This is a genomic window from Emticicia sp. CRIBPO, from assembly GCF_009905725.1.
Lineage (GTDB): Bacteria > Bacteroidota > Bacteroidia > Cytophagales > Spirosomataceae > Leadbetterella.
The window spans coordinates 26,587-48,490 of sequence record NZ_JAAAKV010000018.1 but is presented as its reverse complement, the minus strand read 5'-3'; the positions used below and the strand labels follow the sequence as shown (position 1 = coordinate 48,490).

At 43.5% G+C, this 21,904-nt stretch carries 16 protein-coding genes; 1 reads left to right on the top strand and 15 read right to left on the bottom strand.

Annotation, left to right across the window (positions count from 1 at the left end):
* Window positions 1–48 precede the first annotated feature (48 nt).
* The 8 genes from GVN16_RS25125 to GVN16_RS25090 all read right to left on the bottom strand — a co-directional run bounded on the left by GVN16_RS25125 (window position 49) and on the right by GVN16_RS25090 (window position 7,817).
* Entirely contained in the window at window positions 49–978 is a 930-nt protein-coding gene (locus GVN16_RS25125) for a ketopantoate reductase family protein (RefSeq protein ID WP_166566735.1), read from the bottom strand.
* A complete protein-coding gene (locus tag GVN16_RS25120; RefSeq protein WP_166566734.1) occupies window positions 968–2,860 on the bottom strand; it encodes a CocE/NonD family hydrolase in 1,893 nt (630 codons plus the stop codon). The genes GVN16_RS25125 and GVN16_RS25120 overlap by 11 nt, the downstream gene beginning before the upstream one ends.
* Window positions 2,861–3,142, bottom strand: a complete 282-nt coding sequence (locus tag GVN16_RS25115; RefSeq protein WP_166566733.1) for an antibiotic biosynthesis monooxygenase — start codon at window positions 3,140–3,142, stop codon at window positions 2,861–2,863.
* Complete coding sequence (locus GVN16_RS25110; RefSeq protein ID WP_166566732.1) at window positions 3,139–3,642, bottom strand: hypothetical protein; 504 nt, start codon at window positions 3,640–3,642, stop codon at window positions 3,139–3,141. Before GVN16_RS25110 ends, GVN16_RS25115 begins: the two co-directional genes overlap by 4 nt.
* Window positions 3,639–4,442 carry an alpha/beta hydrolase gene (locus GVN16_RS25105; RefSeq protein WP_166566731.1) on the bottom strand — a complete coding sequence of 268 codons (804 nt, stop codon included), beginning with the start codon at window positions 4,440–4,442 and terminating at the stop codon, window positions 3,639–3,641. The genes GVN16_RS25110 and GVN16_RS25105 overlap by 4 nt, the downstream gene beginning before the upstream one ends.
* A 183-nt stretch (window positions 4,443–4,625) precedes the next feature.
* Entirely contained in the window at window positions 4,626–5,222 is a 597-nt protein-coding gene (locus GVN16_RS25100) for a TetR/AcrR family transcriptional regulator (protein WP_166566730.1), read from the bottom strand.
* Between the two features lie 176 nt (window positions 5,223–5,398).
* A complete protein-coding gene (locus GVN16_RS25095) occupies window positions 5,399–7,375 on the bottom strand; it encodes a KUP/HAK/KT family potassium transporter (RefSeq protein WP_166566729.1) in 1,977 nt (658 codons plus the stop codon).
* A gap of 265 nt (window positions 7,376–7,640) precedes the next feature.
* Window positions 7,641–7,817, bottom strand: coding sequence for a DUF1328 domain-containing protein (locus GVN16_RS25090; protein ID WP_166566728.1), 177 nt, complete (start codon window positions 7,815–7,817; stop codon window positions 7,641–7,643).
* Between the two features lie 414 nt (window positions 7,818–8,231).
* Here GVN16_RS25090 and GVN16_RS25085 point away from each other — a divergent pair, with 414 nt between their 5' ends.
* Window positions 8,232–8,774: a PA2169 family four-helix-bundle protein gene (locus GVN16_RS25085; RefSeq protein WP_166566727.1), complete on the top strand. Its 543-nt coding sequence runs from the start codon at window positions 8,232–8,234 to the stop codon at window positions 8,772–8,774.
* Window positions 8,775–8,835: 61 nt separating this feature from the next.
* On the opposite strand, the gene GVN16_RS25080 is transcribed toward GVN16_RS25085, so the two are convergent.
* From GVN16_RS25080 to GVN16_RS25050, 7 genes are all read right to left on the bottom strand, one after another.
* Window positions 8,836–9,309 carry a hypothetical protein gene (locus tag GVN16_RS25080; RefSeq protein ID WP_166566726.1) on the bottom strand — a complete coding sequence of 158 codons (474 nt, stop codon included), beginning with the start codon at window positions 9,307–9,309 and terminating at the stop codon, window positions 8,836–8,838.
* Window positions 9,310–9,518: 209 nt separating this feature from the next.
* Entirely contained in the window at window positions 9,519–11,831 is a 2,313-nt protein-coding gene (locus GVN16_RS25075; RefSeq protein ID WP_166566725.1) for a DUF11 domain-containing protein, read from the bottom strand.
* Window positions 11,832–12,596: 765 nt separating this feature from the next.
* The gene (locus GVN16_RS25070) at window positions 12,597–14,828 is read right to left on the bottom strand and encodes a PAS domain S-box protein (protein WP_166566724.1); all 2,232 of its coding nucleotides are present in this window, start codon (window positions 14,826–14,828) and stop codon (window positions 12,597–12,599) included.
* Between the two features lie 42 nt (window positions 14,829–14,870).
* Window positions 14,871–15,269, bottom strand: coding sequence for a response regulator (locus tag GVN16_RS25065; RefSeq protein WP_166566723.1), 399 nt, complete (start codon window positions 15,267–15,269; stop codon window positions 14,871–14,873).
* Window positions 15,266–16,246 carry a response regulator gene (locus GVN16_RS25060; protein ID WP_166566722.1) on the bottom strand — a complete coding sequence of 327 codons (981 nt, stop codon included), beginning with the start codon at window positions 16,244–16,246 and terminating at the stop codon, window positions 15,266–15,268. The genes GVN16_RS25065 and GVN16_RS25060 overlap by 4 nt, the downstream gene beginning before the upstream one ends.
* A 1-nt stretch (window position 16,247) precedes the next feature.
* Window positions 16,248–16,685 carry a response regulator gene (locus tag GVN16_RS25055; RefSeq protein WP_166566721.1) on the bottom strand — a complete coding sequence of 146 codons (438 nt, stop codon included), beginning with the start codon at window positions 16,683–16,685 and terminating at the stop codon, window positions 16,248–16,250.
* Window positions 16,686–17,153: 468 nt separating this feature from the next.
* Window positions 17,154–21,710: a PAS domain S-box protein gene (locus tag GVN16_RS25050; RefSeq protein WP_166566720.1), complete on the bottom strand. Its 4,557-nt coding sequence runs from the start codon at window positions 21,708–21,710 to the stop codon at window positions 17,154–17,156.
* Window positions 21,711–21,904 lie beyond the last annotated feature (194 nt).

The window sequence follows — 21,904 nt, the reverse complement described above, 5'->3', positions numbered from 1 at the left end:
CAGCATGCGATGTAAAAAGAGAAACTCCGTTTCTCTTTTTACGGGGCTTCAGGCCGGGGAGATAAGATTCAGGTCTGATTTCATTTTTGTGAGTTCGCCGAGTAGTTTTGTCCGGGTAACTTCATGCTCTTTTCCTAATTTACGGGCAATGTCCACTACAGCAAAATTGAGTGTTTCAATCTCGGTCTTCCGTTTGTTGTTGATGTCCTGTAAGGTAGAAATCAGCTGGCCGTCAGACATTTTACTGATCATCAGCACGCTTTCCGTCACTTCCTGCTCAGTGATGTCAACTCCTGATAAATTGGCAATTTTAACACATTCACTGATTACTTTTCCGGCTAATTCCATCACCGCTTTATCCCTTACAAATATGCCGTTGTCAATATCTAAAAGCGGACAAATAGAATTGAACACACAATTGGCAATGGCCTTTTTCCAGATGACCGGCTGAATATTTTGTTCTCCGCGAAACTGAAATACAAGATTATCAAGGCGGTTGACAACATGCTGCAGGTTTTCCTGTGTGCCCTTTACTATCCCGATTTGCGATGCAGCTACGGGTTTAAATCTTATCATATTTTCAGCAACAACCTGGCATGTCGTAAATAAAACACACCTGTATAGATCAGTAAATTCCTTTTCAATAAAAGGCGATTCTACTCCCAGGCCGTTTTGCAACAGGACTACCGGTGTATTCCTAGCCCTGGATTTTAAGGTCTCGGCCAGCTTTTCATTCCCGAAAGACTTGCTGGTCACTACCAATATGCCGTCAAAAGAAGGATAGTCAGAAAGTGAACTCACTTCAATATCGGCGGTCAGAATGGCATCTTTCGCCAGGACAGAAACGGTCTCTACCTGGGACGGTATATTGTCTACGCTTCCCCTGATGATGCCCACCTCTTTACCACTCAATTTCAAAAAAACGGCTAATGCTTTGCCAACAGCCCCTGCCCCGATGATGTATATTTTATTTCCCATTTTTGTTATTTGTTAAAACCTGTACTGAAATTTTACTGTCGCTGTAAATCTTGTGGGTGGCTTTTATGAAATCCGCTTGCGTGGCTTGATAGATGTCAGGTACATATTTTTGCGGGTTTATATCGAAAAGCGGAAATGCTGAAGATTGCACCTGGACCATTATTTTATGCCCTTTTTTGAAAGTATGCAGTACATCCTGCAGCTTAAAATTCAAATCTGTTTTTTTGTCTGACTTCAAAGGCTCAGGTTTTGTAAAAGAGTTACGATACCTGGCTCTCATGATTTCACTGCGGACCATTTGCTGATAGCCGCCCAACGTAACACCTGTCGGAGTGAAAGGTCCATCAGGTTCATTCTGAGGATATACATCAATCAGTTTTACAAAAAAGTCTGCATCCGTTGCTGTGGTGGAAAAACTGATGTGGGCCATAATTTCTCCCGTCAGGGTTATTTCTTCCGTCAACGCTCCGGTTTCAAAAGTGAGCACATCACCCCGGCCGGCGACAAACCGCTGGTCAGCGATCATGTAATCAGGTAAAAAATCTGCAGTTTCTTTTACTTCTTCAGCATAAGGTACCGGGTTTTCGGGATCAGAAATGTAATCACGGAAACCCTCCCGGGGTAGAGTGTCTGATAATTTTCCGTCTGCGGCCAGGTAGAAATCGACTTTCCTTGTGTTTTTTATGGGGTATTCACCGAACATTTTCCACACTTTAGTTCCTGTATCAAATAAACAGGCCTTGGGTAACGGAGCCTCTGTAAGCCCCGGGGTTTTCAGGTAATGTCTGAAAAATACCAGCTCTATGTTCTTCTGAAAAAAGGTGGACAGGCTGTCTCCGAAATAGACATTGCCCTGCAGGTGATGACCCTGTTCTTTGGTCCAGTTGCCATGACCAAAAGGCCCCATGATCAGAGTATTGGGAGAACGGGAGTCAATATGCTTATACACATCCAAAACGCCGGTCATGTCTTCGGCATCAAACCACCCTCCGACGTTTAAGACGGGAGGCAGGTTTTTTCTATTCTTCAAATGCGGAATCAGGCTGCGTTTTTGCCAGAAATCATCATAATCGGGATGCTGCACTATTTCGTTCCAGAAAAAATTATTAGGATATAACTTTCCCAGGTTACTCAATGGGGTCATTGACTTATACCAGTCGAATCCGTTGTTGGTTTTGATCTCCGGGAAAAAATCCAGGTACCAATGATTTGCCGTCGGCTTTTGCGGCTGAATCCCAAAAACGGGCAGGGCGTTGGCCACAGCCAATACAAAGGCACCGTTATGGTGAAAATCTTCAAAGAAAAAATCGGACACCGGGGCTTGCGGGGAAACGGCTCTGATGGCAGGATGACCACTTAAAGCACCGGATAAGGCATAGAATCCGGCATAAGAAATACCATATAAGCCCACCTTCCCATTGTTATGAGGGACATTTTTGAGTAGCCACTCAATGGTATCAAAAGCATCTGTTGATTCATCCACTTCATTAGCGGCAGTTTTTCCGGCGATAAAAGGAGTCATATTGGTAAATGTACCTTCCGACATGTACCTGCCCCTGACGTCCTGCCTGACAAAAATGAATTTTTCACGCATCATGTGTCTTGAGTAGTATAACAACGAGGCGTAGTTACCAACCCCGTAAGGAGCAACGCCAAAGCAGGTGCGTTGTATTAAAAACGGATAGGGATTCTTTTCAGAAATATCCCGTGGTACATAAATGGAGGTAAATAGCTTAACGCCATCTCTCATCGCAATGAATACCTCGTGTTTCACAAAATTTTCTCTGACGAAAACCGAATCCTGCCGGGCTTCTGTAAGCTGCTGAGCAGCCGCAAAAAGAGGTAAAATAACTACCAGTATGGCCAAAAAGATGTATTTCATTCAGAGTATCCCGTTTTCCAGTTGTTCCAGGTAAATAAATTCCGGGGCTTTCACACCCGCCTCTTTCCTGATCTGTACCAACCTTGGCGACTCAAAGAACCCCCTGGCTCTCTCAATGGAAACCCACCGGGAAAAATGCACGATCCTGTTGGCATCTGCCTCATACCTGAGGAGCTGAAAGGAAATTTCCCCGGCGTCTTTCCTGATCCCGGCTGCGTCATCAAAAACCTTTTTCCAGATGGGATAATCTTCTACTTCGTGAATGATCAATACGTATTTCATGCTAAAAGGGTATTTATTTTCCTGATAAAAATCCAGTGGACAAGCACCAAAACGAACCCAAGAAGACCGGCCACCTGGCCGATATCATTGGGAATGAAGGATAAAACCTGGGCGATGCTCCAGCCAATTCCCGAAACCATCCCGAAGTCTTTTAAGGCCGCCAGTTTCGGATTTACCCTGGCCTCCGCCTCGATGGAATTTGACAAGTTGATGACAATAAAAAAATCCTCTATGAAGTTAAAAGGCAACAAAAACATACGCCAGGCAGCTTTCGGGCTCATTTTCCTGTTTTCCGGACTTATCAGTTCCAAACAAATCTGAATATCCCTGCAATACAGGGCTACCATGCCCAGGAAAGCCGAACAGATCAGACCGAGGTTTACTTTACCTATGGATCTCAGCAGTTCCGCCTGGGGGTTGACGGCTTCCTTATCATTATAGGGCAAAAATGCCCAGAGCATCAACAGGACCGTGAGTGAAATTCTGGTAAAAATGTTCATTTGATAAACCCGATAATTTCTGAAAGCAATGCCTCATTTTTTAACTCATGCCCGAGTCCGTGGGTAATCTTCAGGGTGGAACCGCCCCAGGCACGGCTGAGCTTTTCTGAATCTGTGTATTTTGTAGATTTATCAGTTTTGTCGTGTATGATCAGTACCTTGGTCCTGATGTCACGGGCAAAATTGACGGCAGAAAAATAAGATGGTTTTTGTTTCAGTACCGCTTCAAAATGATCGGTGATCAATTGTATGGTCTTTTTTCTGAGCCCTAGAAACTGCACGAAGAATTCAAAAAACTCCTCCACTTTTCCGGGGGCAGCTAAAATAACAGCCTTCTGAACGGAGGTCTCCGGATTAAGGCTCAGGTAATAGGTAGTCGTAAAACCCCCTATCGAATGGGCGATGATGGTATCTACGTCATTATGCCTGCTCAGAAACACCGACAAAACCTTCTCATAAATAACCAGGTTCATGATTTTCCCGGTGGAGTTTCCATGTGCCGGAGCATCCAGGGCCAGTACCGTAAAATCATTTTCAATCAAGGTGTTTACATAGGTTTTCCATCTGAAACTGTGGCTCTCCCAGCCGTGTACCAGCAACACCTTCCGGGAGCCCTTACCCCACCGGTAAGTCTGTATCCTGTTTGCGTCTATTTCCAGCACCTCAGCAAGACCGGAATTTAAAAATGCCTGGTGGTGGGGCTTCAGACTTTTTGAGAACGGGGTGCAAAACAGGTTGAAGCCGTCTCTCTTTAACTTTTCAGGATTAATGTAGGCTAATGAATTAAGGTAAAATCCCATTAAACCTGCTGATATTTTTTTTATGGTTACCATTATAAGATTTCAGATGTGGTTATTATACCATTTGAAACATGATGCATTTCTGCCGTTGAGAGCGTAAAGAACAGACTTTGTTTTTCCATTATTTTAGTTAAATGCATATATTATAAATAAACCGTTCGGTCTTTTTTCGGGCAAAAAAAATCAGTTAAGATATTGCGAAGTAATCGTGATTTTCAGGTGATCCAGTAAGCCGTTCAATATTTTCGGATTGTCTGAAAGCTTACTCATCATCAGGCCGCCCTGTATGATACTGAAGATCAAGGTTGCTTCTTTCTGAGGGTCTATTTCTGCTTTAAATTCTTTGGTCTGGACGCCCTTCTGAATGATGATCTCCAAACCGCTCAATAAATCGTCCAATGCTTTCTGGGCTTTTATTTTCAGGAAGGGTAAATTATCATCCGCTTCAATGGCCGTATTAAGCAACGGACAGCCGCCTTCTGTGAGGGGATTCAGGCTGTAATTCTTGTAAAACCCCAGAATGGCGAACAGTTTATCTTTTGCAGTGCTCTCTTTTTTTATCTTGAAACGCAAGGCCTCGAGCAGTTTCCCGATGGAATGTTCAAATGCTTCAATGGCGATCTGGTCTTTGCTTTCAAAATTTCCGTACACGCCGCCCTTGGTCAGACCGGTGGCTTCCAGGATATCACTCATAGTGGTAGCACTATATCCCTTGATATTAAAAATCGGTGCCGATTTCTCAATGATGGTCTGCCTGGTGATATCTGATTTTGAAAACATGGAACAAATATAAACCGATCGGTTTGTAATTTCAAAATAAAAACCGTGTTTTTTTCCATCCTTTATTTTCAGGCCTGTGCAGGAAAGACTTCACTCCTCCTTAAAGATCAAGCCCGCCAGGGTCCGTTACCGGGGCCTGGCGGGCTTGTTGCTTCAGAAGGAATGTCTTCTGTTATTTAAGAAACTACTTTATGAGAGTTTCGTTTCAATGTGACTTCGGTGACCGGTGAATAAACCAGCGGGGTGTATTCCACCACCACGTCGCTTTTATCAAGACCAAAGGCCTCTTCGTCGCTCTGACCGAGGTTTTTCAGGTAGAAATAGCCGTTGAGCAGTACGCCTTCTTTCAGGGCGAATTCGTTTTCTACAGAAAGGAAACGCTCAATGACCACAAACTTGAAATCCGGTTCACGATTGTATTTGGTTGAGCCATCAGGGCGGATATGCAGGCTGAGCTCCTGGTTTTGTACCAGGTCCTGTACGATCTTTTTGAAGAACAATTCTGATTTGGGCTGAATTCTGAACCCGATGTTCAGATTTATTTTGATGACTTTATCATCCACCAATTCTACCACATCATATTCGAGGGTGTAAGGTTCATTTGTCCTGTTGATGTGCAAAAACCAGTAGACATCTGCCCGCTTGGGCTTTTTGGCTAAGATGGATTCTATGATCCGTTCTTCTATCTGGTGAACACGGTCAGACTTCGAAAGGTAAATCAAATGCGTGGCGAACTTGGGAATCCCGTCGTCCTCGCTGAGTTCGGTAAGCAGCTGGCTGTACTTGCTCAGGTCCACAAACCTCATAAAACGGTTATTGATTTTGCGGGAGCTGTACCAGATATACATGACTGCGAAAATGCCGAAAGCCACAAACATAATCGCGAAAGACTCTTTCAGCTTGATGATGTTGGCAACGAAAAACGAAGCCTCGATGACTACAAAAAGGGCTATTATGCCGAATACGGCCAGTTTCTTCCATTTTTTCACATAACGCAGGTAAATAGACAGGAGCAGGGTGGTCATGAGCATGGTCAGGGTAATGAAAAAGCCGTAGGCACCTTCCATGTGTTCTGACGACTTAAAATAAAGCACGACGGCCACACAGCCTATCCAAAGCATCAGGTTGATGCTTGGAATGTAAATCTGGCCTTTGCTCTCAGAAGGTTGTCTTACCGCCACACGTGGCCAGAAGTTCAGGTTTATGGCCTCACTGATAAGCGTGTATGACCCTGAAATAAGGGCCTGTGAGGCAATAATGGTAGCCAGAGTCGCAATAACGATGCTCGGCAGCAAAAACCATCCGGGCATCATTTCAAAGAAAGGATTTCTTCCTTCCAGGAATCTATCGCCCTGGTTCATCAGCCATGAGGCCTGTCCCAGGTAACAGATAATAAGACTGGTCTTTACGTAAATCCAGCTCAACCTGATGTTCTTGATACCGCAATGCCCTAAGTCTGAATACAGGGCTTCGGCCCCGGTTGTACATAAAAACACCCCTCCTAAAAGCCAGAAACCCTGGGGGTAATGGGTAAGCATGTTGTAAGCATAGTATGGATTGAGGGCCTTGATGATTTCAGGATGCTCAAAAGCACGGAACAAGCCGACGATCAGAAGCATGGAGAACCAGACCGCCATGATGGGTCCGAATGACTTGCCGATGATCTGTGTTCCGAACCGCTGCACGAAAAACAGGGCCGACAGGATGACAATAATAGTACCGATAGTGATAGGGCTGCCGGCAACGAAAATATCCTTGAGGCTTGCGACATTGGCCAGTCCTTCCACAGCCGAAGCAACTGAAATGGGCGGCGTAATAATACCATCGGCCAGCAAGGTGGTGGCACCGATCATCGCGGGTATGCTCAGTTGTTTACCGTAGCGTTTCACCAGGGCATAAAGCGAAAATATCCCTCCTTCCCCCTGGTTGTCTGCCTGCAGGGTTATCCAGACGTATTTGATAGTGGTCTGAAACACGAGCGTCCAGAAGATGGCCGAGACCCCCCCGTACACCAGGGTTTCGTTTATTTCTCTCGAACCGATGACGGCACGTAAAGCATAAAGAGGGCTGGTTCCGATGTCGCCGTAAATAATACCCATAGCCACCAGAATGGTACCGGCGGTAACTTTACTGTGATTGGTATGATTGCTCATAAATAAGTCAAAAGGTGGTTTTACTTTAAAATGTCCGGCAAATGTACATTTTTTCTGATAACCTCCACTCAGAGCATGATAAATTTACTGTTTAAAAAAAGAAGGATAATATCCGGGGAGGATAAGGAATAAAATACAAAGCGATATCAGAGGGAAAAAAATCCTGTAATCCTGTCAATTAAAGAGCTAACAGCTATAAAAAACAAACCCCGGAAACAGAAGCTTTGAACTTCCACTCCGGGGCCTGTCTGATATAACTCCTTACCTAATTTTTCTTATTATTCGAGCTGAAGCCTCTTGAAAACAGGCTGATGACAAATAAAATAACAAATATAAAGAACAGGATTTTAGCGATTGATGCTGCTCCGGCGGCAATTCCTCCGAAACCTAAGATCCCGGCGATTAACGCGATGATTAAAAAACTTATGGTCCATCGTAACATAGCTGTACAGTTTAAAGGTGAGACATATTATTTATACCTGAAATAATAAAAAGAGCGTTCCCCGCACCCCGGGCTTCACAAAAAACATGAATATTAAAATCTATACGAATCTGCAGCAAACAGAGGTAAATTCTGAGCAACTATTTCCCCGTATTTTCCACATTAACAAAAAGATTACCAATCACTTAACCACAAAACAACCGGATCATATGCTGAATGGGCCCGTCCGCCTCAGTCATAGGTAATCAGATTGATGATCCGCCCGTTTCTAACCTCCGATTATGCCCGGAAGACACCGTCAAGCCCGGAAAAACGTCGTTTTCATCTTCAAAAAAATGCCTCTGCCGGCAGGTATTCCCCGGACCTGACGGAATGGTTTTTTAATCAATATGTCATAACCAATTCACTAAAGCTATGGAAACTACAGTAAGGATTTTCGGAGATCTGTTAAGGATCAATAATGACAGGAACAACGCCTATAAGAAGGCCGTGGAAGCAATCAGTGACATTCACCTTAAATCAATGTTTCAGAGTTTCCTGGACGAGACAGAGGCCCACATCCGCGAGATTTCGAAAGTGATCGTCAAACACGGAGGCGAACCTACCAATAACGGTACAGCTGCCGGGGCGTTTCATCAGGCATGGATCAATTTAAAACATGCTATTGGTAAAGGAAACAAAAAGAACATCATCGACTCATGTAAGGCCAGTGACAAAAGTACCTTGTCAGAGTACAATCATGCAATTGAACTATTTGAAAACAAAGGACTTAAAGCCCCGGCACTGATCTGTAAAGCCCATTACTGCAGAATTGAAGATGATATAAAAATGCTGGATACCCTGACCATATCCAGTGACAATCCCAATACTGCCGAAAACGAAACTCTTGACCTACAAAAGATCATTGAATGCCACGATAAAAATATCAATGTGGATGAAATCATCGCAAAGATGTAAAGGCTGACATAAAAAACCAGGCGTTGAAAAATCAACGCCTGGTTTTTACTTTAAAGGAAAGTCATGCGGAAAGCTGCGTAGAAACCTGAAAGATTTCAATGCGTTCAATATGGTCCATGATTTTTTTCAACTGAAGCTCCAGCTTGGTTTTTATGGCCGGAAAAAGACTGATATTCTGATAATTAAGCAGATCCTGGTAAGCTTTGAGCGAATAGCTATCTCCCAAAAGGCAAGATAAAAAGACGGTTCTGGAGTTACTTTGTGATTTGGCCACGGCATAATAAAACTGCGACTGATGCAGTCTCTGTTCTTCCTCTTTATAATTAAGGGTACATTCTTTCTCGATTTCGACCAGGAGATTTTCAAGGTCGTCATTAAACTCTTCCGATTCCCTGATGATGTCGACGATAAAATGCTTGAGGTCTGTTCCTGTCGCTTTTCGTTCCGCCTGCTCGTAGGCCTTCACCCTGTACTTGTGTATGTAAGAAAGTTTTTTCAAACCTTCAAAGGCGATAGTTAAATAATTGGTAATCATGGCTTAAAAGTTTAAAGTAAGTAGTAAGTACCTTTAAGCATTAAAAAATTGTTCCGCTGTTTTCAGCCTGTGTTTTTTACTCAGTTTTCCACAAAAAAAGCAAGCCCGGAAACCAGGCCTGCTTTACTAAAGAAACTTCATTATAACCTAATTGAAATTCGTTCTGATTTATACTAAGAGTTGCAGGAAAGCTGCATAAGACGGAACCCCTAGTTCTTAGTAATAGTAATCGGTATACATATGGCCGGCAAACAGCTCGAACAACTGGCTGGGGCCGCGACGACCGCATCGGCTAAGGTACACCCGTTGGCATCCGTGATCGTTATGGTCCGGTTACCTCCTGCTATCGTGAACGGCGTCGGCGTTCCTGCAATATCAGCTGTTCTGACTCCGTAACTCTGGTTCGTCAGCGTCGTAAAGCCGGCACCTGAAACTGAATAAGTGGTACCGCTACCTCCTGAAGGACTCAATGTGAATGTATAAATATCATCTGCCGAATCATTCACTGTTCCATTGTTGTTACACATGGCTATTGCACCTGTCAGAGTCGGCTTCTGATTAACCGTGATCGATATGGTATCTGTGTTAGAACATCCTGCCAGGTTGGTCTTGGTTACATTATAGATAGCCGAGACGAGCGGACTGACGGATATGGAGGCTGTGGTAGCTCCTGTGGTCCACAGATAAGTATCGCCCGCCGTACTGGTACTGCTCGAAATCGTGGTCGGAGTACCGGAACAAACGGTGATCGGCACTAAGCTTGCCAGAGGTCTGGCCAGCATTTCAACGATGACAGGACAACAGTTTCCGGTAGGACAAGTCGATGTAGTCACATTGACGGTATAATTTCCTGCGGTCGTGACAGTATACAAAGAATCCGTTGCTCCTACAATCAAGGTGTCGTTTCTGAACCATTGATATGATCCTAAGCCCACCGGTGCATGCAATACCAGGGTACTCGCTTCGCAAAGTTGTTCCGGGATAGTCACACAAGATGACGCTGAAGTAGCCGAATTGAGGTTGGTCTCAACCATCGCTTGTATCGTTGCCACGTTCAGTAAAACCCCCCGGGCAGTAGCTGTAGCCACAATCTGGAGACTGAGATCATCATTGGCCTGACCTGAAGCCTGTAAAGCACTGCCCACGTTCCAGATTCCTGTTACAGGATTGTACTGGGTTCCTGTCGGAGCAGTGTGACTTGAGTAAGTTAAACCGGCTGGAAGTAAATCCATGATTTTGATACCTACCGGATTGGTAGTGGAAGTATTGGTCAAAGTAATCGTAAAAGTAACGTTATCATTCAAAGCCAAAGGACCTGAAGCACTGTTTGTTTTAGACACACCTACGTTAGCCTGGTTAAGGTCACAAGCATCAGGTTGGCCATCTCCGTCGGTGTCCTGCAGGTCATTACCACCGGCACATTTGTCAAGGCAATCAGGCATACCGTCACCGTCTGTGTCTGTTTCAGTATAAGCATAGAAAACGTTGGTGTTAAATAAGAGCGTAACAGTACCCCCTACAGTTATTCTTATTCTTGAGAAACTTTTGGTCGTTTTTATTCCCAATCTGTAGCTTCCGGCTGTTCCGCTTAGTAACGTTAAGCCTAAGACAGGTCCTCCCTGAGAGTCATCCTGCAAAATACCTGCTGCATTATACGTCTGTATTCTCATCTGTGCAAGCAATGAGGCAGATATTAATCCACTCCCATCTGAAATCACAAACCCGGCTTCTGTTCCTGCAGGTATCACCACGCTGTTATTAGCTACTTCGATGTACTTCGTACAAGCGATACCTACGGCGATAGAAAGATTGGAAGAGTTAGCCAGGTTGGCATCTGTAGCATTACCGTCATTCGTCGGAGGACTTAGAAGACATACTCCTGCAGCCCCTGTGGTCATCGAATACCCACCTGAGGTAAGCAAAGGCACCGCACAATCCACCGCACAGGTTCCCGGCCCTTCGTAAGCGTAGTAAACCCTTACCGTAGTCAGAGCCGTCAATACAGAAGCGGCATAAAGCTGTACTTCGTCAAAAGGCAGTGTAGTGGTAAAACTCACCATCTGTTTTCCAGAACTGGCCCCTCCCAACACAGCAGCTTTCAAAACTGAGCCTGAGGTGGTGGCCGTTTCTACCAGTGTTCCGTTACGGTATGTCCTGATCTGAAGGTTTCCCAATGCAGCAGCTGTTAAAAGTCCGCCCTGAGCTGAAACCACAAAACCCACTACATTGCCACCAGGGTAATATTGCAGGGAATCCTTAACAGAGATTGCCGAACCTCCACCTAATAAAGAAATACCGGTTGTGAGGACTGAATAGTTGGATAAGTTTCCGTCAACGGTATTAGCACCGTCTGTGGCTGTACAGCCTACACATAATCCAGTATTTGTGCCATTAATGTAAGTACCATATCCGACGATCGGGTCCATACAGATCCCGTTGTTTTCGCTGGTTTGGTTTTGAGCGAAAAGTGTAAAACTACAACACAACAGCAGTAGCAGTAACTTGAGTGAAATTGATTTCATGTGCATAATTAATTTAGTTAGACATTTGATTTTTTATTAGAAAAAAGCCCGGCCATTGGTTTCAAAAACACGATACTGAAGCGGTCAATCAGTCTGGCTTTCTGGCACGACAATCAATGAAAAACAAATAATATACCACAAAAAACGAAGGTTTTGGCCATAAAACGACCAAAAACTAGGACAAAACGAAGAAATAATCAGGAGCTAAAATTGCACAAAACCGGCAGTCATTTCAGAGGTTACACAAATTATTAATATACGATAAGGTTAGTCGTATATTAACTTTCAATAAGTTACGATAAATATTGCGTATATTAATATTAGTCAAATATATGAAAACTTTTTGTGTTATACGCATATACGCAGAAAAAATAAATTGGAGTATTCAAATATTCAGAAAAGCAGATGCCAAACCAAAAAAACGGTAGCAAAATTCAAAAACTTATTAAACGGGTACATTCTAAAAATATTTTTCTGGACCAGTATACTCTGGTTCAAAATTGGACTATGGAAAACGCCGGAAAAAAATGCAAAATCCGAGGCCAAAACCTTCGGAAATCTCAAAAAGCAGAAATAAAATTTCAGAAATTCCGGATCACGTGGCATGCCAGATTGTGAGTATGTCTGAAAATTTCAAAAAAAAGAAACAATAAGGATAGTCTGTAACACAAAACCGCAGAAATAAGGATTAAAAAAGAAGGAGAAATAAGGGGTTTTGGAGTCTGAAAAGTAAAGGAAATCGCCCATGCCACTTTGCGGGTAAAATCACACCAGGTCAACCGGGAATCTGATCAAAACCCTGGTACCTACGTCTTCTGCACCATTTACAATATCCGTTTTATCGTCTATAGAAAACTCGATATTCATATGGCTGATTTCGCTGTAGGTAATGAGCCGTTCAGTGGTGATTTTCAAACCTTGTGACTGATAGCCTTTCTTGTTGAGCGACTGTATCTTTTTAGCGTTATCGCGTCCTACCCCGTCGTCTTCAATACTACAGAGAAGGCTGGATGAATCACAGTAAAAATGAATCAGCAGTTTCCCTTTGCTTTTTTTGTACCTGAGCCCGTGGTTGATGGCATTTTCAACAAAAGGTTGCAGAATCATTGTCGGGATTTCCCAGAACTTGTCTACATCAGCATCTGTTTTGATCTCATAATCAAACTTCTGGTCAAACCTCAGCTTCTCCATATCAATATAGAGCGATAACAACCGGATTTCTTCGCGGATAGAAATGTATTTATTCCTGGAAGAGTCGAGGAAAAGCCGGATCAGCTGGGCAAACTTGGTGAGGTAGGTATTGGCCTGGTACAAATCCTTGGACATCACATAGCTCTGGATGGAATTGAGGGCATTGAAAATAAAATGAGGGTTCATCTGCAGCTGCAGGGTCCTCAGTTCAAGTTCAGCCACTGAGCGGATGGCCACGCCTGCTTCTTCCCTGGCTTTCATGGCTTCCTGCTCTGCCAGCACTTTTTCCGTCACATTAATAAAACTACCGATGATCATCGAAGGCTTATTTCCGTACCCTTTGATGATTTTTGACGTATTTTCAATCCATTTAATATTGCCGGCACTGTCAATGATCCTGTAGACGCCCTGCGATTTCCCGTAATTGATAAGATCTTCATCTATTTTGAGGCTTTTGGCCTTGTCATCGGGGTGAATGAGCGTCTTCCAGATGTCGATGTTCCTGTTGAGTTCATTGGCCTGGATCCCAAAGACCTTATTGAGGGAATTGCTGACGAAAAGCAGTTTGCGGTCTTCAATATTAGCCGCCCAGACCACCTCTTCCAGGGCCTGAAGTATCTGATGAAGGTTCTCCTGGCTTTCCTGCATCTGCATTTCAGCCCTTTTCCGCTCGCTGACGTCCCGGGAGTTGCCTACAATGCCTTTAATGGAAGGATCCTCTATCCTGTTGGTAAGTGTGGTTTCCACCCATATCCACTCGCTTCCCTGCTCTTTAAACCGGTAGGGAAAAATGTTGACCGTAAGCCCGGAAAAAATTTTGCTGAACTGGTTGCTGACCTTGTCTTTGTCTTCAGGGTGGACATAGTCAAACAGATTATCGGAGGCCTTCTGAGTATTACTTAATAATGAAGGGGAATTGGCAGGATATTTAAAAAGGTAATTGGCGTCCTGGTCAAAAATAGCAATCCTGTCCACCCCGTTCTCCACCAGCAGCCTGAACTTCCTCTCACTTTCTTTCAAGGCTTCCTGTGCCTCCACTTTCTCTGTGATGTCATTAGCCAGCACAAGCCGTGCCCGCTTTCCTTCAAATTCAATATAAATGCTGTTGATTTCAACAATAATGAGGTCTCCGTTCTTTTTCAGATGCCGGAAGAAACGGTCTACCTTATCACCGGGCCGTGAAGAATGAATGATCTCCAGTTTCCTTTTGATCAGGTCTATGTCTTCCGCAGGGCGGATGTCCATAATGCTCATGGACAAAAACTCTTCTTCTGTATAACCATAATGGTCACGGGCGGCCTGATTGACCCTCAGAAAACGATAACTGAGGGGGTCAAACACCCACATGGGTACGGGACTGAGCTCAAAAAGATTCCTGTACTTCTGCTCCGATTCTTCCAGTCTGGAATAAATGCGGTTTCGTTCGATGCTGTAAGCGATGCTTTTCTCTAACTGTGCTGCGGTCAGTTCGTCCTTCAACAGATAATCGGATACACCCCAGGCGAGCGTTCTGATGCCAAAATCCTGGTCGGTATGCCCTGTGAACACAATAACAGGTGAGCCATTGCCCAAACGGATGATTTCTTTTACCAGGTTTTCCCCGCAGGAATCGGATAGGGAGAGGTCAAGCAGGATGACGTCCAAAGGGCTGGAAGTATCGGTGAGTTCTGCAGCTCCGGCTAAGGTTTGTGCATGGAAAATCAATGGATTTTTTAATTTCTCCATCAGGAAATCACAAATCAGGGTGTAATCTCCGGGATTGTCTTCCACAATCAATATCCGCAAGCCTTCTTTTTTATCTGCCATTTCTCACTCGTCTTTATTATCAGACATTAACAGAGCCAGTTCTCAAATAAAATCACGGAGTTTTTCATGTTTCATCAGCCTCAGCATTAATTCAGATTTAATAGGCTTTTCAAGATAATCTATCACCTGTGCGTATTGCTGTGACCTCTCCAGGTCTTCTATATCGAGTGAAGAACTGATGATCACAACCAATATCCTGTTTTTCGACTTTTGTTTATTCAGTTCTTCCATAAAATCCCAGCCACTCATCACCGGCATATTGATGTCCAGGAGAATGAGGTAGATGTTACCCTCGCCACCGTCTTCAAGCAGGTAGTCAAGGACTTCCTTACCGTTCCTGAACGAGCGGATCGGTGCCGAAATGTTGCATTTTTTTACTATTCTTTCGTGTAAGAACAGCATCATCTCGTCATCGTCCACCAAAAGCAATTCCTTATTCATATATTTTGTGACGTTTTTATCCGGTCTGCCTTCTTTAAAATATCCCTGATGATTCCGTCGAGTTCATGACATGAACTTTTCAGATTGAGTATAATATCTTTCTGATCATCTTCGATTTTATATTCTTCTTCCATCATTTCGATCAATCCCATCATCCTGACCAAAGGGGCCCTCAGAATATGAGATTGTATCCAGGCGATATCCGACAGCTTTCTGTTTTGTTGTTCTATTTTATTGATATAATTCATGCGGTCTGTAATATCGCTCGCAATAATAAGCACAGCTTCCTCCTCATCAAAAAAGACGGAATTGCTCTGTACTTCCACAAAGATAGTTTCTCCGCCCTTAGTTTTATGCCCTGACACCCCTTTGTATTCCGAATCAACGATTTCAGAAGAAAAATCATCTGTTTCAAGGTCTTTTAATCTCATCGACAGAAACTCGCCAAGACTGAATCCATATTTCCTGAGAGCGGCTTCGTTGACACTCAACAGTTTTTCAGAGCCCTTCTCGCACAAAAACATGGGCTGGGGGCTTAACCTGAAAATATCCTTGTAGCGTTGTTCCGAGTGTTCAAGCTTATTGCTGATGGCTTTACGCTCAATGCTGTAAAGAACACTTTTGAATAAGGAAGAAGAAGTGAGTTCGTCTTTAAGGAGATAATCTGAAACTCCCATAGATAGTGATTTCACACTGAATTCCTTGTCGGCAAACCCTGTTAAAACAATCAGCGGCACAGTCCCTGCAAGTTTGAGTACATCATTGACCAGCGTCTCACCTGAGCTGTCGGGAAGGGACAGGTCAAGCAGAATAATATCCAGTCCGCTGATCTGATGAAACAAGGCCCTGGCTGATTTAAAGCATTCAGCACGACTGATGTGCACCTCTCCAAACTCTTCCTCAAGAAAATCCTGAATAAGCAGAAAATCCCCGGGATTATCTTCTATCACCAGCACATGGTATTTCCTGTTTTCCACATTAAAATTCCGTTTTATTAGGTAGCCTCGCCACTTGCATCCAAAAATGTTCTATACTTTCTATTACTCCCTGAAAATCTTCAATATCCGTCGGTTTCGTAATATAACAATTGGCAAAATTATCATAGGAATCAAATACGTCTTTGTCTGCACTTGAAGTCGAAAACATGATAACGGGAATGTGTCTGAGCCATTTGTTTGCTTTGATAAACTTCAGTACCTCATGACCGTTTTTTTTCGGAAGATTGACATCAAGCAGGATCAGATCAGGAAAACCGGCTTTTCTGGAAACCGCCCTGGAACCAAGGTACCTGATGGCTTCCTCCCCGTCTTTGATGACCACAATGTCTTTAATGAAACCCGCTTCATCAAGAGCCTCGGTGGTCAGAAGGATATCTCCCTCATTATCTTCGATCAAAAGAATATCTAATGACTGCATTTTTTTATTATGTTGATTTGGGATTCCACAAACTATCTTATTACTGCTGAAAGCCACCTTACATTCTGGCATCCCGAAATCATTTTGTCGCACGCAATGACTAAATCAGCGACAATTCCTATGCCAACAAATCAAATAAAGCCTCTCCGAACAGCCAAAAAATCATTTATTTATTAAAGCGTGCCAAATCGCAATTCTTTTATGGAACGTAACAGCTATAATGAAGAATCTTATATACGAAAACGGCGGTTTTCTGATTTATTTTAGTGGAAATGTCAATCTCTGAATCAGGATATTCAGAGATTTTATATTGTTAAATTATGCAGAATGATAATTAAATCTCACACGATCACCACAAATTACTATTATTAATTTAAATAACACTAAAAATTCCAGGTATTTAAACAGACAAATCGTACATTATAATAAGTTTATATATAAATAACGGTAAAGAAATACAGAAATCTGTTATTCTCCCAGGTTGCCTTTCAGCCCTTTCCTGATGGTGAAATAAAAAGTACTGCCCTCAGACTCCTTTGATTCTACCCATATCCTGCCTTTGTGATTTTCCACAATCTTCTTACAAATGGCTAAGCCCATGCCCGTTCCGGAGTACTCTTCCCTGTTATGCAGCCTTTGGAAAATGACAAAAATCTTTTCAAAATACTCAGGGGCAATCCCTATGCCATTGTCAGCTATGGAAAATTGCCAGTGGGTTTCATCTTCTGATGCTTTGATCTCAATCTCCGGTTTCACTTTGGCCTTCTGGTATTTCAGACCATTAAGAATCAGGTTTTGAAAAACCTGCCGGATGGTGGTCCTTGATCCGTGAATCACCGGCAGGCCCGTCCACCTGATTTTAGCCTGCTTTTCAGTAATGATCTTCTGGTTAAGCAACAGTATCTCTTCCACAAGCTCCACCGTGTCGATGTCTTCGGTTTCCTGGTGTCCCCGTCCGATCCGGGAAAACTCAAGGAGGTCAAGAATGATCTGCCTCATCCTTTTGGCTCCGTCAACTGCAAAAAAAATGTATTTTTTCCCCTTTTCGTCAAGTACACCCTCGTATTTTTTCTCTAACTGTGTCAGAAACCCTGAGACCATCCTGAGGGGCTCCTGAAGGTCATGAGAAGCTACATAAGCAAACTGTTCAAGCTCGGCGTTGGAAATGGCCAGTGCTTTTACATTTTTCTTTAACTCTCCATGCAGTTCGTTTAGTTTCTGCTCGGCATCTTTTCTTTCCGAAATATTCTTAAAGTAAATAGTAAGACCATTTTCAGATGGATAGATACTGATTTCGGACCATCCACCCCAGGCATCGAAATATTCTTCAAAACTTATCGCCTCGCTACTTTCCAGGGCCCTTTGGTAAACAGGATAGATCTTTTCCTTCTCCTTTTCAGGTAAGATGTCCCAGAGGTTTTTCCCGACGATATTTTCCCGTGCTATTCCCGACAATCGCTCCAGTTCTTTATTCCAGTAGGTGACGATCCACTGGTTGTCAACGGAATAAAAACCGTCCTGGATACTTTCGAGAATGTTCTCGATTTTTTTATTGGCTTCCGCGATTTCGTTTTCCTGTTTTTTTCTTTCTGTAACGTCCCTTTCTATCGCAATCCAGTGGGTAAACCACCCGGTTTCATCCGCTACAGGGGTCACAGAAAAACTGATCCAGAACTCTTCTCCGTTCTTTTTATAATTGATGGTTTCTATTTCACAGGGTTGCCATTTCCTGAGGGCCCTGCCGAGTCTTTGCAATTCACCCCGATCAGACTTCGGCCCCTGCAATATCCTCGGGGTTTTGCCGATGACTTCTTCTGCGGTGTAGCCTGTCATTCTCGTAAAAGCCTCATTCACATAGATTATCCTTGGTCCGGGTTCATCAAAAGGCTCGGCTTCTGTGATCAGCACCGCATCATCAGCGTTAGTAATCACCGACTCCAGCAGATTCAGGTGTTCCTCTCTTTCCTTCTGTATGGTGACGTCCTGCATGGCCCCGATCATCCTGATGCCCTTGCCTTTTGAGTCACGTATTACTACTCCCCTGTCAATCACGTAAGCATAGTCACCGTTGGCTTTTTTGAACCTGTATTTATCGTCCCAATTGTTTTTTGTACCGTTAATGTGTTCAAAGATTTTCTCTTTCACCCGCTTATAGTCATCGGGATGGATGTGATCTGTCCAGGATTCGCTGCTTTGTTTCAGCGTTTGAAGAGGATGTCCGAATATTTTTTCAAAGTTTTCACCCCAGAAAATGTGGTCTTTTTTCAAATCCCAATCCCAGATCGCATCAAATGTGGCTTTTGACACATATTCATAACGGATGTTACTTTCGATGAGAGCGATTTTGGTCTGAATGGTCTCTGTAACATCCTGTGCGGTACCATAAAGACGGGTTACTTCTCCATTTTCATCTTTATTTACATAACCCACTACCTGGATGTTCTTTCCGTTTCCTTTCGGGGTAGTAATCCGGTACTCCATTCTGAAATCCTCACCATTTAAAAATGCCTTTTCTATTATTTCACTCACCCTCTGCCTGTCCCCTTCTTCTATAAGACTCAAGACGGAGTCATAATCCAGTTTAAAAATTTCTTTATCCACCTCAAAAATATTGTCGAGTTCTCCCGACCAGATGATTTTCCCTGTAAGGCGGTCCATATTCCAGCTTCCGAGTTTAGCCAGCCTCTGGGCTTCGGCGAGTTCTGCTTCACTGATCCGGATTTTCTCTTCGGCCAGTTTCCTTTCAGTCATGTTCCTTTCATAGCAGACGATTCCAATAGTTTCTCCCTCTCCGTAAATGGGATTAAACCTTATTTCAGACCAGACGTCTTCTTCCATTAATTCGGATTTCGGAAAAAACATTTCATACTTGAAATTTTCTCCGGCCAGTGCCCGGTTGTAAAGCGATTCCCAGAAGACTACGAAATCTTTCCCAAAAACCTCTTCCGACCCCAAATAATCGCCAATAGAAAATTTCAATCCTGAATACCGTTCCAAGCTCCTCAGAAAAGCATTATTGGCTGCCAAAATCCTTAAATCCTTACTTACGCTCCAGACGAGATCTTCGGTGCTGTTAATAAGGGCTTCATTTTCACGCCTTTCAGACTCTATCAGAGCCTGTATTTTTTTCCTTTCGGTCACATCCTTTCCTACACAAAACAGCAAACCTTCCGCTTCATCCCAGCGGATGGACCATTCCATGTGCACGTGAGTCCCGTCTTTTGCGACATACCTGTTTTCAAAATTGACTTTTTCTATTTCACCGATGACCTGGACGCCTACATTGGTAGTGGCTATGTGATCTTCTTCAAACACAAAATTAACAAACGATCTCCCTATCATTTCCTCAGGAGTATAGCCCCAAAGCCTGAGGGAGGCCGCACTCACCTGCTTATAGCGTCCGAATGAATCCAAAGTACAGATGACATCCAGTGAGCGGTCAAGTATTTTCTGAAGCATGGCCTGGCTTTTCCTGACGTTTTCGTGGGCCAGTGTCTGTTCAGTAATGTCCTGCACAGTACCGTAGGAGTATTCAGGATGGCCTTTTTTGTCGTGATAGGTTTTGCATTCCTCTATCACGTACTTGATCTTCCCTGAGCCGGTCAAGATCCTGTAACTGATATTGTAGTCGGTCTTTTCGACGATCGAGTTGGAATAAGCTTCAATGACCCTCTTCTGGTCGTCGGGGTGGACAAAATTCAAAAAGGTCTCATAATCAAGTGATTCTTCCCCAGGTTCCTGATCAAAGATATGATAAACCTCTTCCGACCATTCCAGTTTCTGATTCGCCAGCGTTAGTTTCCAGTTGCCGATTCTGGCTATCCTCTGTGCTTCTTTCAGTACTTTTTCGCTGTTGATCAGTTTCAGTTCGGCTTCTCTTTTCTCGGTTATATCCCTGAAATTAACGATGATCCCCCGGATGGTCGGCTCATGAATGAGGTTGGTAAAGACAGATTCGACCCATCGCCAGCCCCCGTGTTTATGGATCATCCTGAAAATAATACCCGGCTGCGAAACACCATGCTGATCAATGGCCCTGGTCAGTATTTCATTTACCAGTTCAATATCATCATTATGAATAAAAGAGATGATGTTTTTGGTCAGGAGCTCTTCCTCGAAGAATCCCAGCATCTTTGTCGTGGATGGGGAAATATATACCGGCTTCCCGGCCGCACTGAGTATAGCTACCGCATCTTCTCCGTTTTCGACCAGGGCCCTGAACCTCTTTTCATTGGCCTCCAGTTTATTCTGTGATTCCTTTTGTTCCGTTACATCGATAATGGAGACGAAAGCTCCGAAAAGCTCGCCTTCAGAGGTCTGTGCAGGTTTATAATTAAGCCTGAAGTGTTTGGGCGGCAGCCCTTCAGGAGATATTTCAATATCATAATTTACAGACTCTCCGGCCAATATTTTCTGATACAGATCTGCCATAAACTGGGCCCGCCCCTCTTTGGCATAGTTCAGGATACTTTTTCCGACTTCAATCTCTCCGCCGAAATACTGCTGGTAAGTGATTGAAAACTGCTTGTTAAAGGAAACGATCGTGAGGTCTTTGTCGGTGAGGATAAACGACTCTTCCGTGTTGTTGATCAGGATGTCGGAATGTGTTTCTGAAATGATCTTGTCGGTAACATCCGATGAAGAGTATATTATGTAGGCCACTTCCCCCTGATCATTAAGAACTGGTGATGACTCCGCTCTCCAGTACCGGGCCAGGTAAGCGGTTTGCGTCTCATTTTTGATATCGTACCGCTGAATGGGGAGCTTCTGAGCGTTTTTTGTCCTGACCAGCTCATCGAAAGAAGACCTGATCATTTCTCTGAACAAAATGTTGGATTCAAGAGGAGCCACAGGAAATGTATCAAAGAGCGGTTTACCTAAAATATCTTCTCTTCTTGCCCTGGAAACCGAAAGGAAATTATCATTCACCTCCACAATCTTAAAATCAGGTGAATCAGGCAACAAAATAACAGACGCTGCCGGCGTGGCCCTGAATATCGATCTCAAATCATTTAAAGTCAGCATTTCCAATTTCTGTTTGATACCCGTACTTTTTTCCCCGCAAAAATCATTCTAATTCTTACAAAGGAATGAAAGTTAAATTTTAAACTTATATAAATATACTACAATCCAAAAGGCTGCATTATAAAACCGGGTGCAAAGAATGCCTATTTATTTTCATTTCATATAAAAAACTTCCTCCTGAAATCAGAATGTTA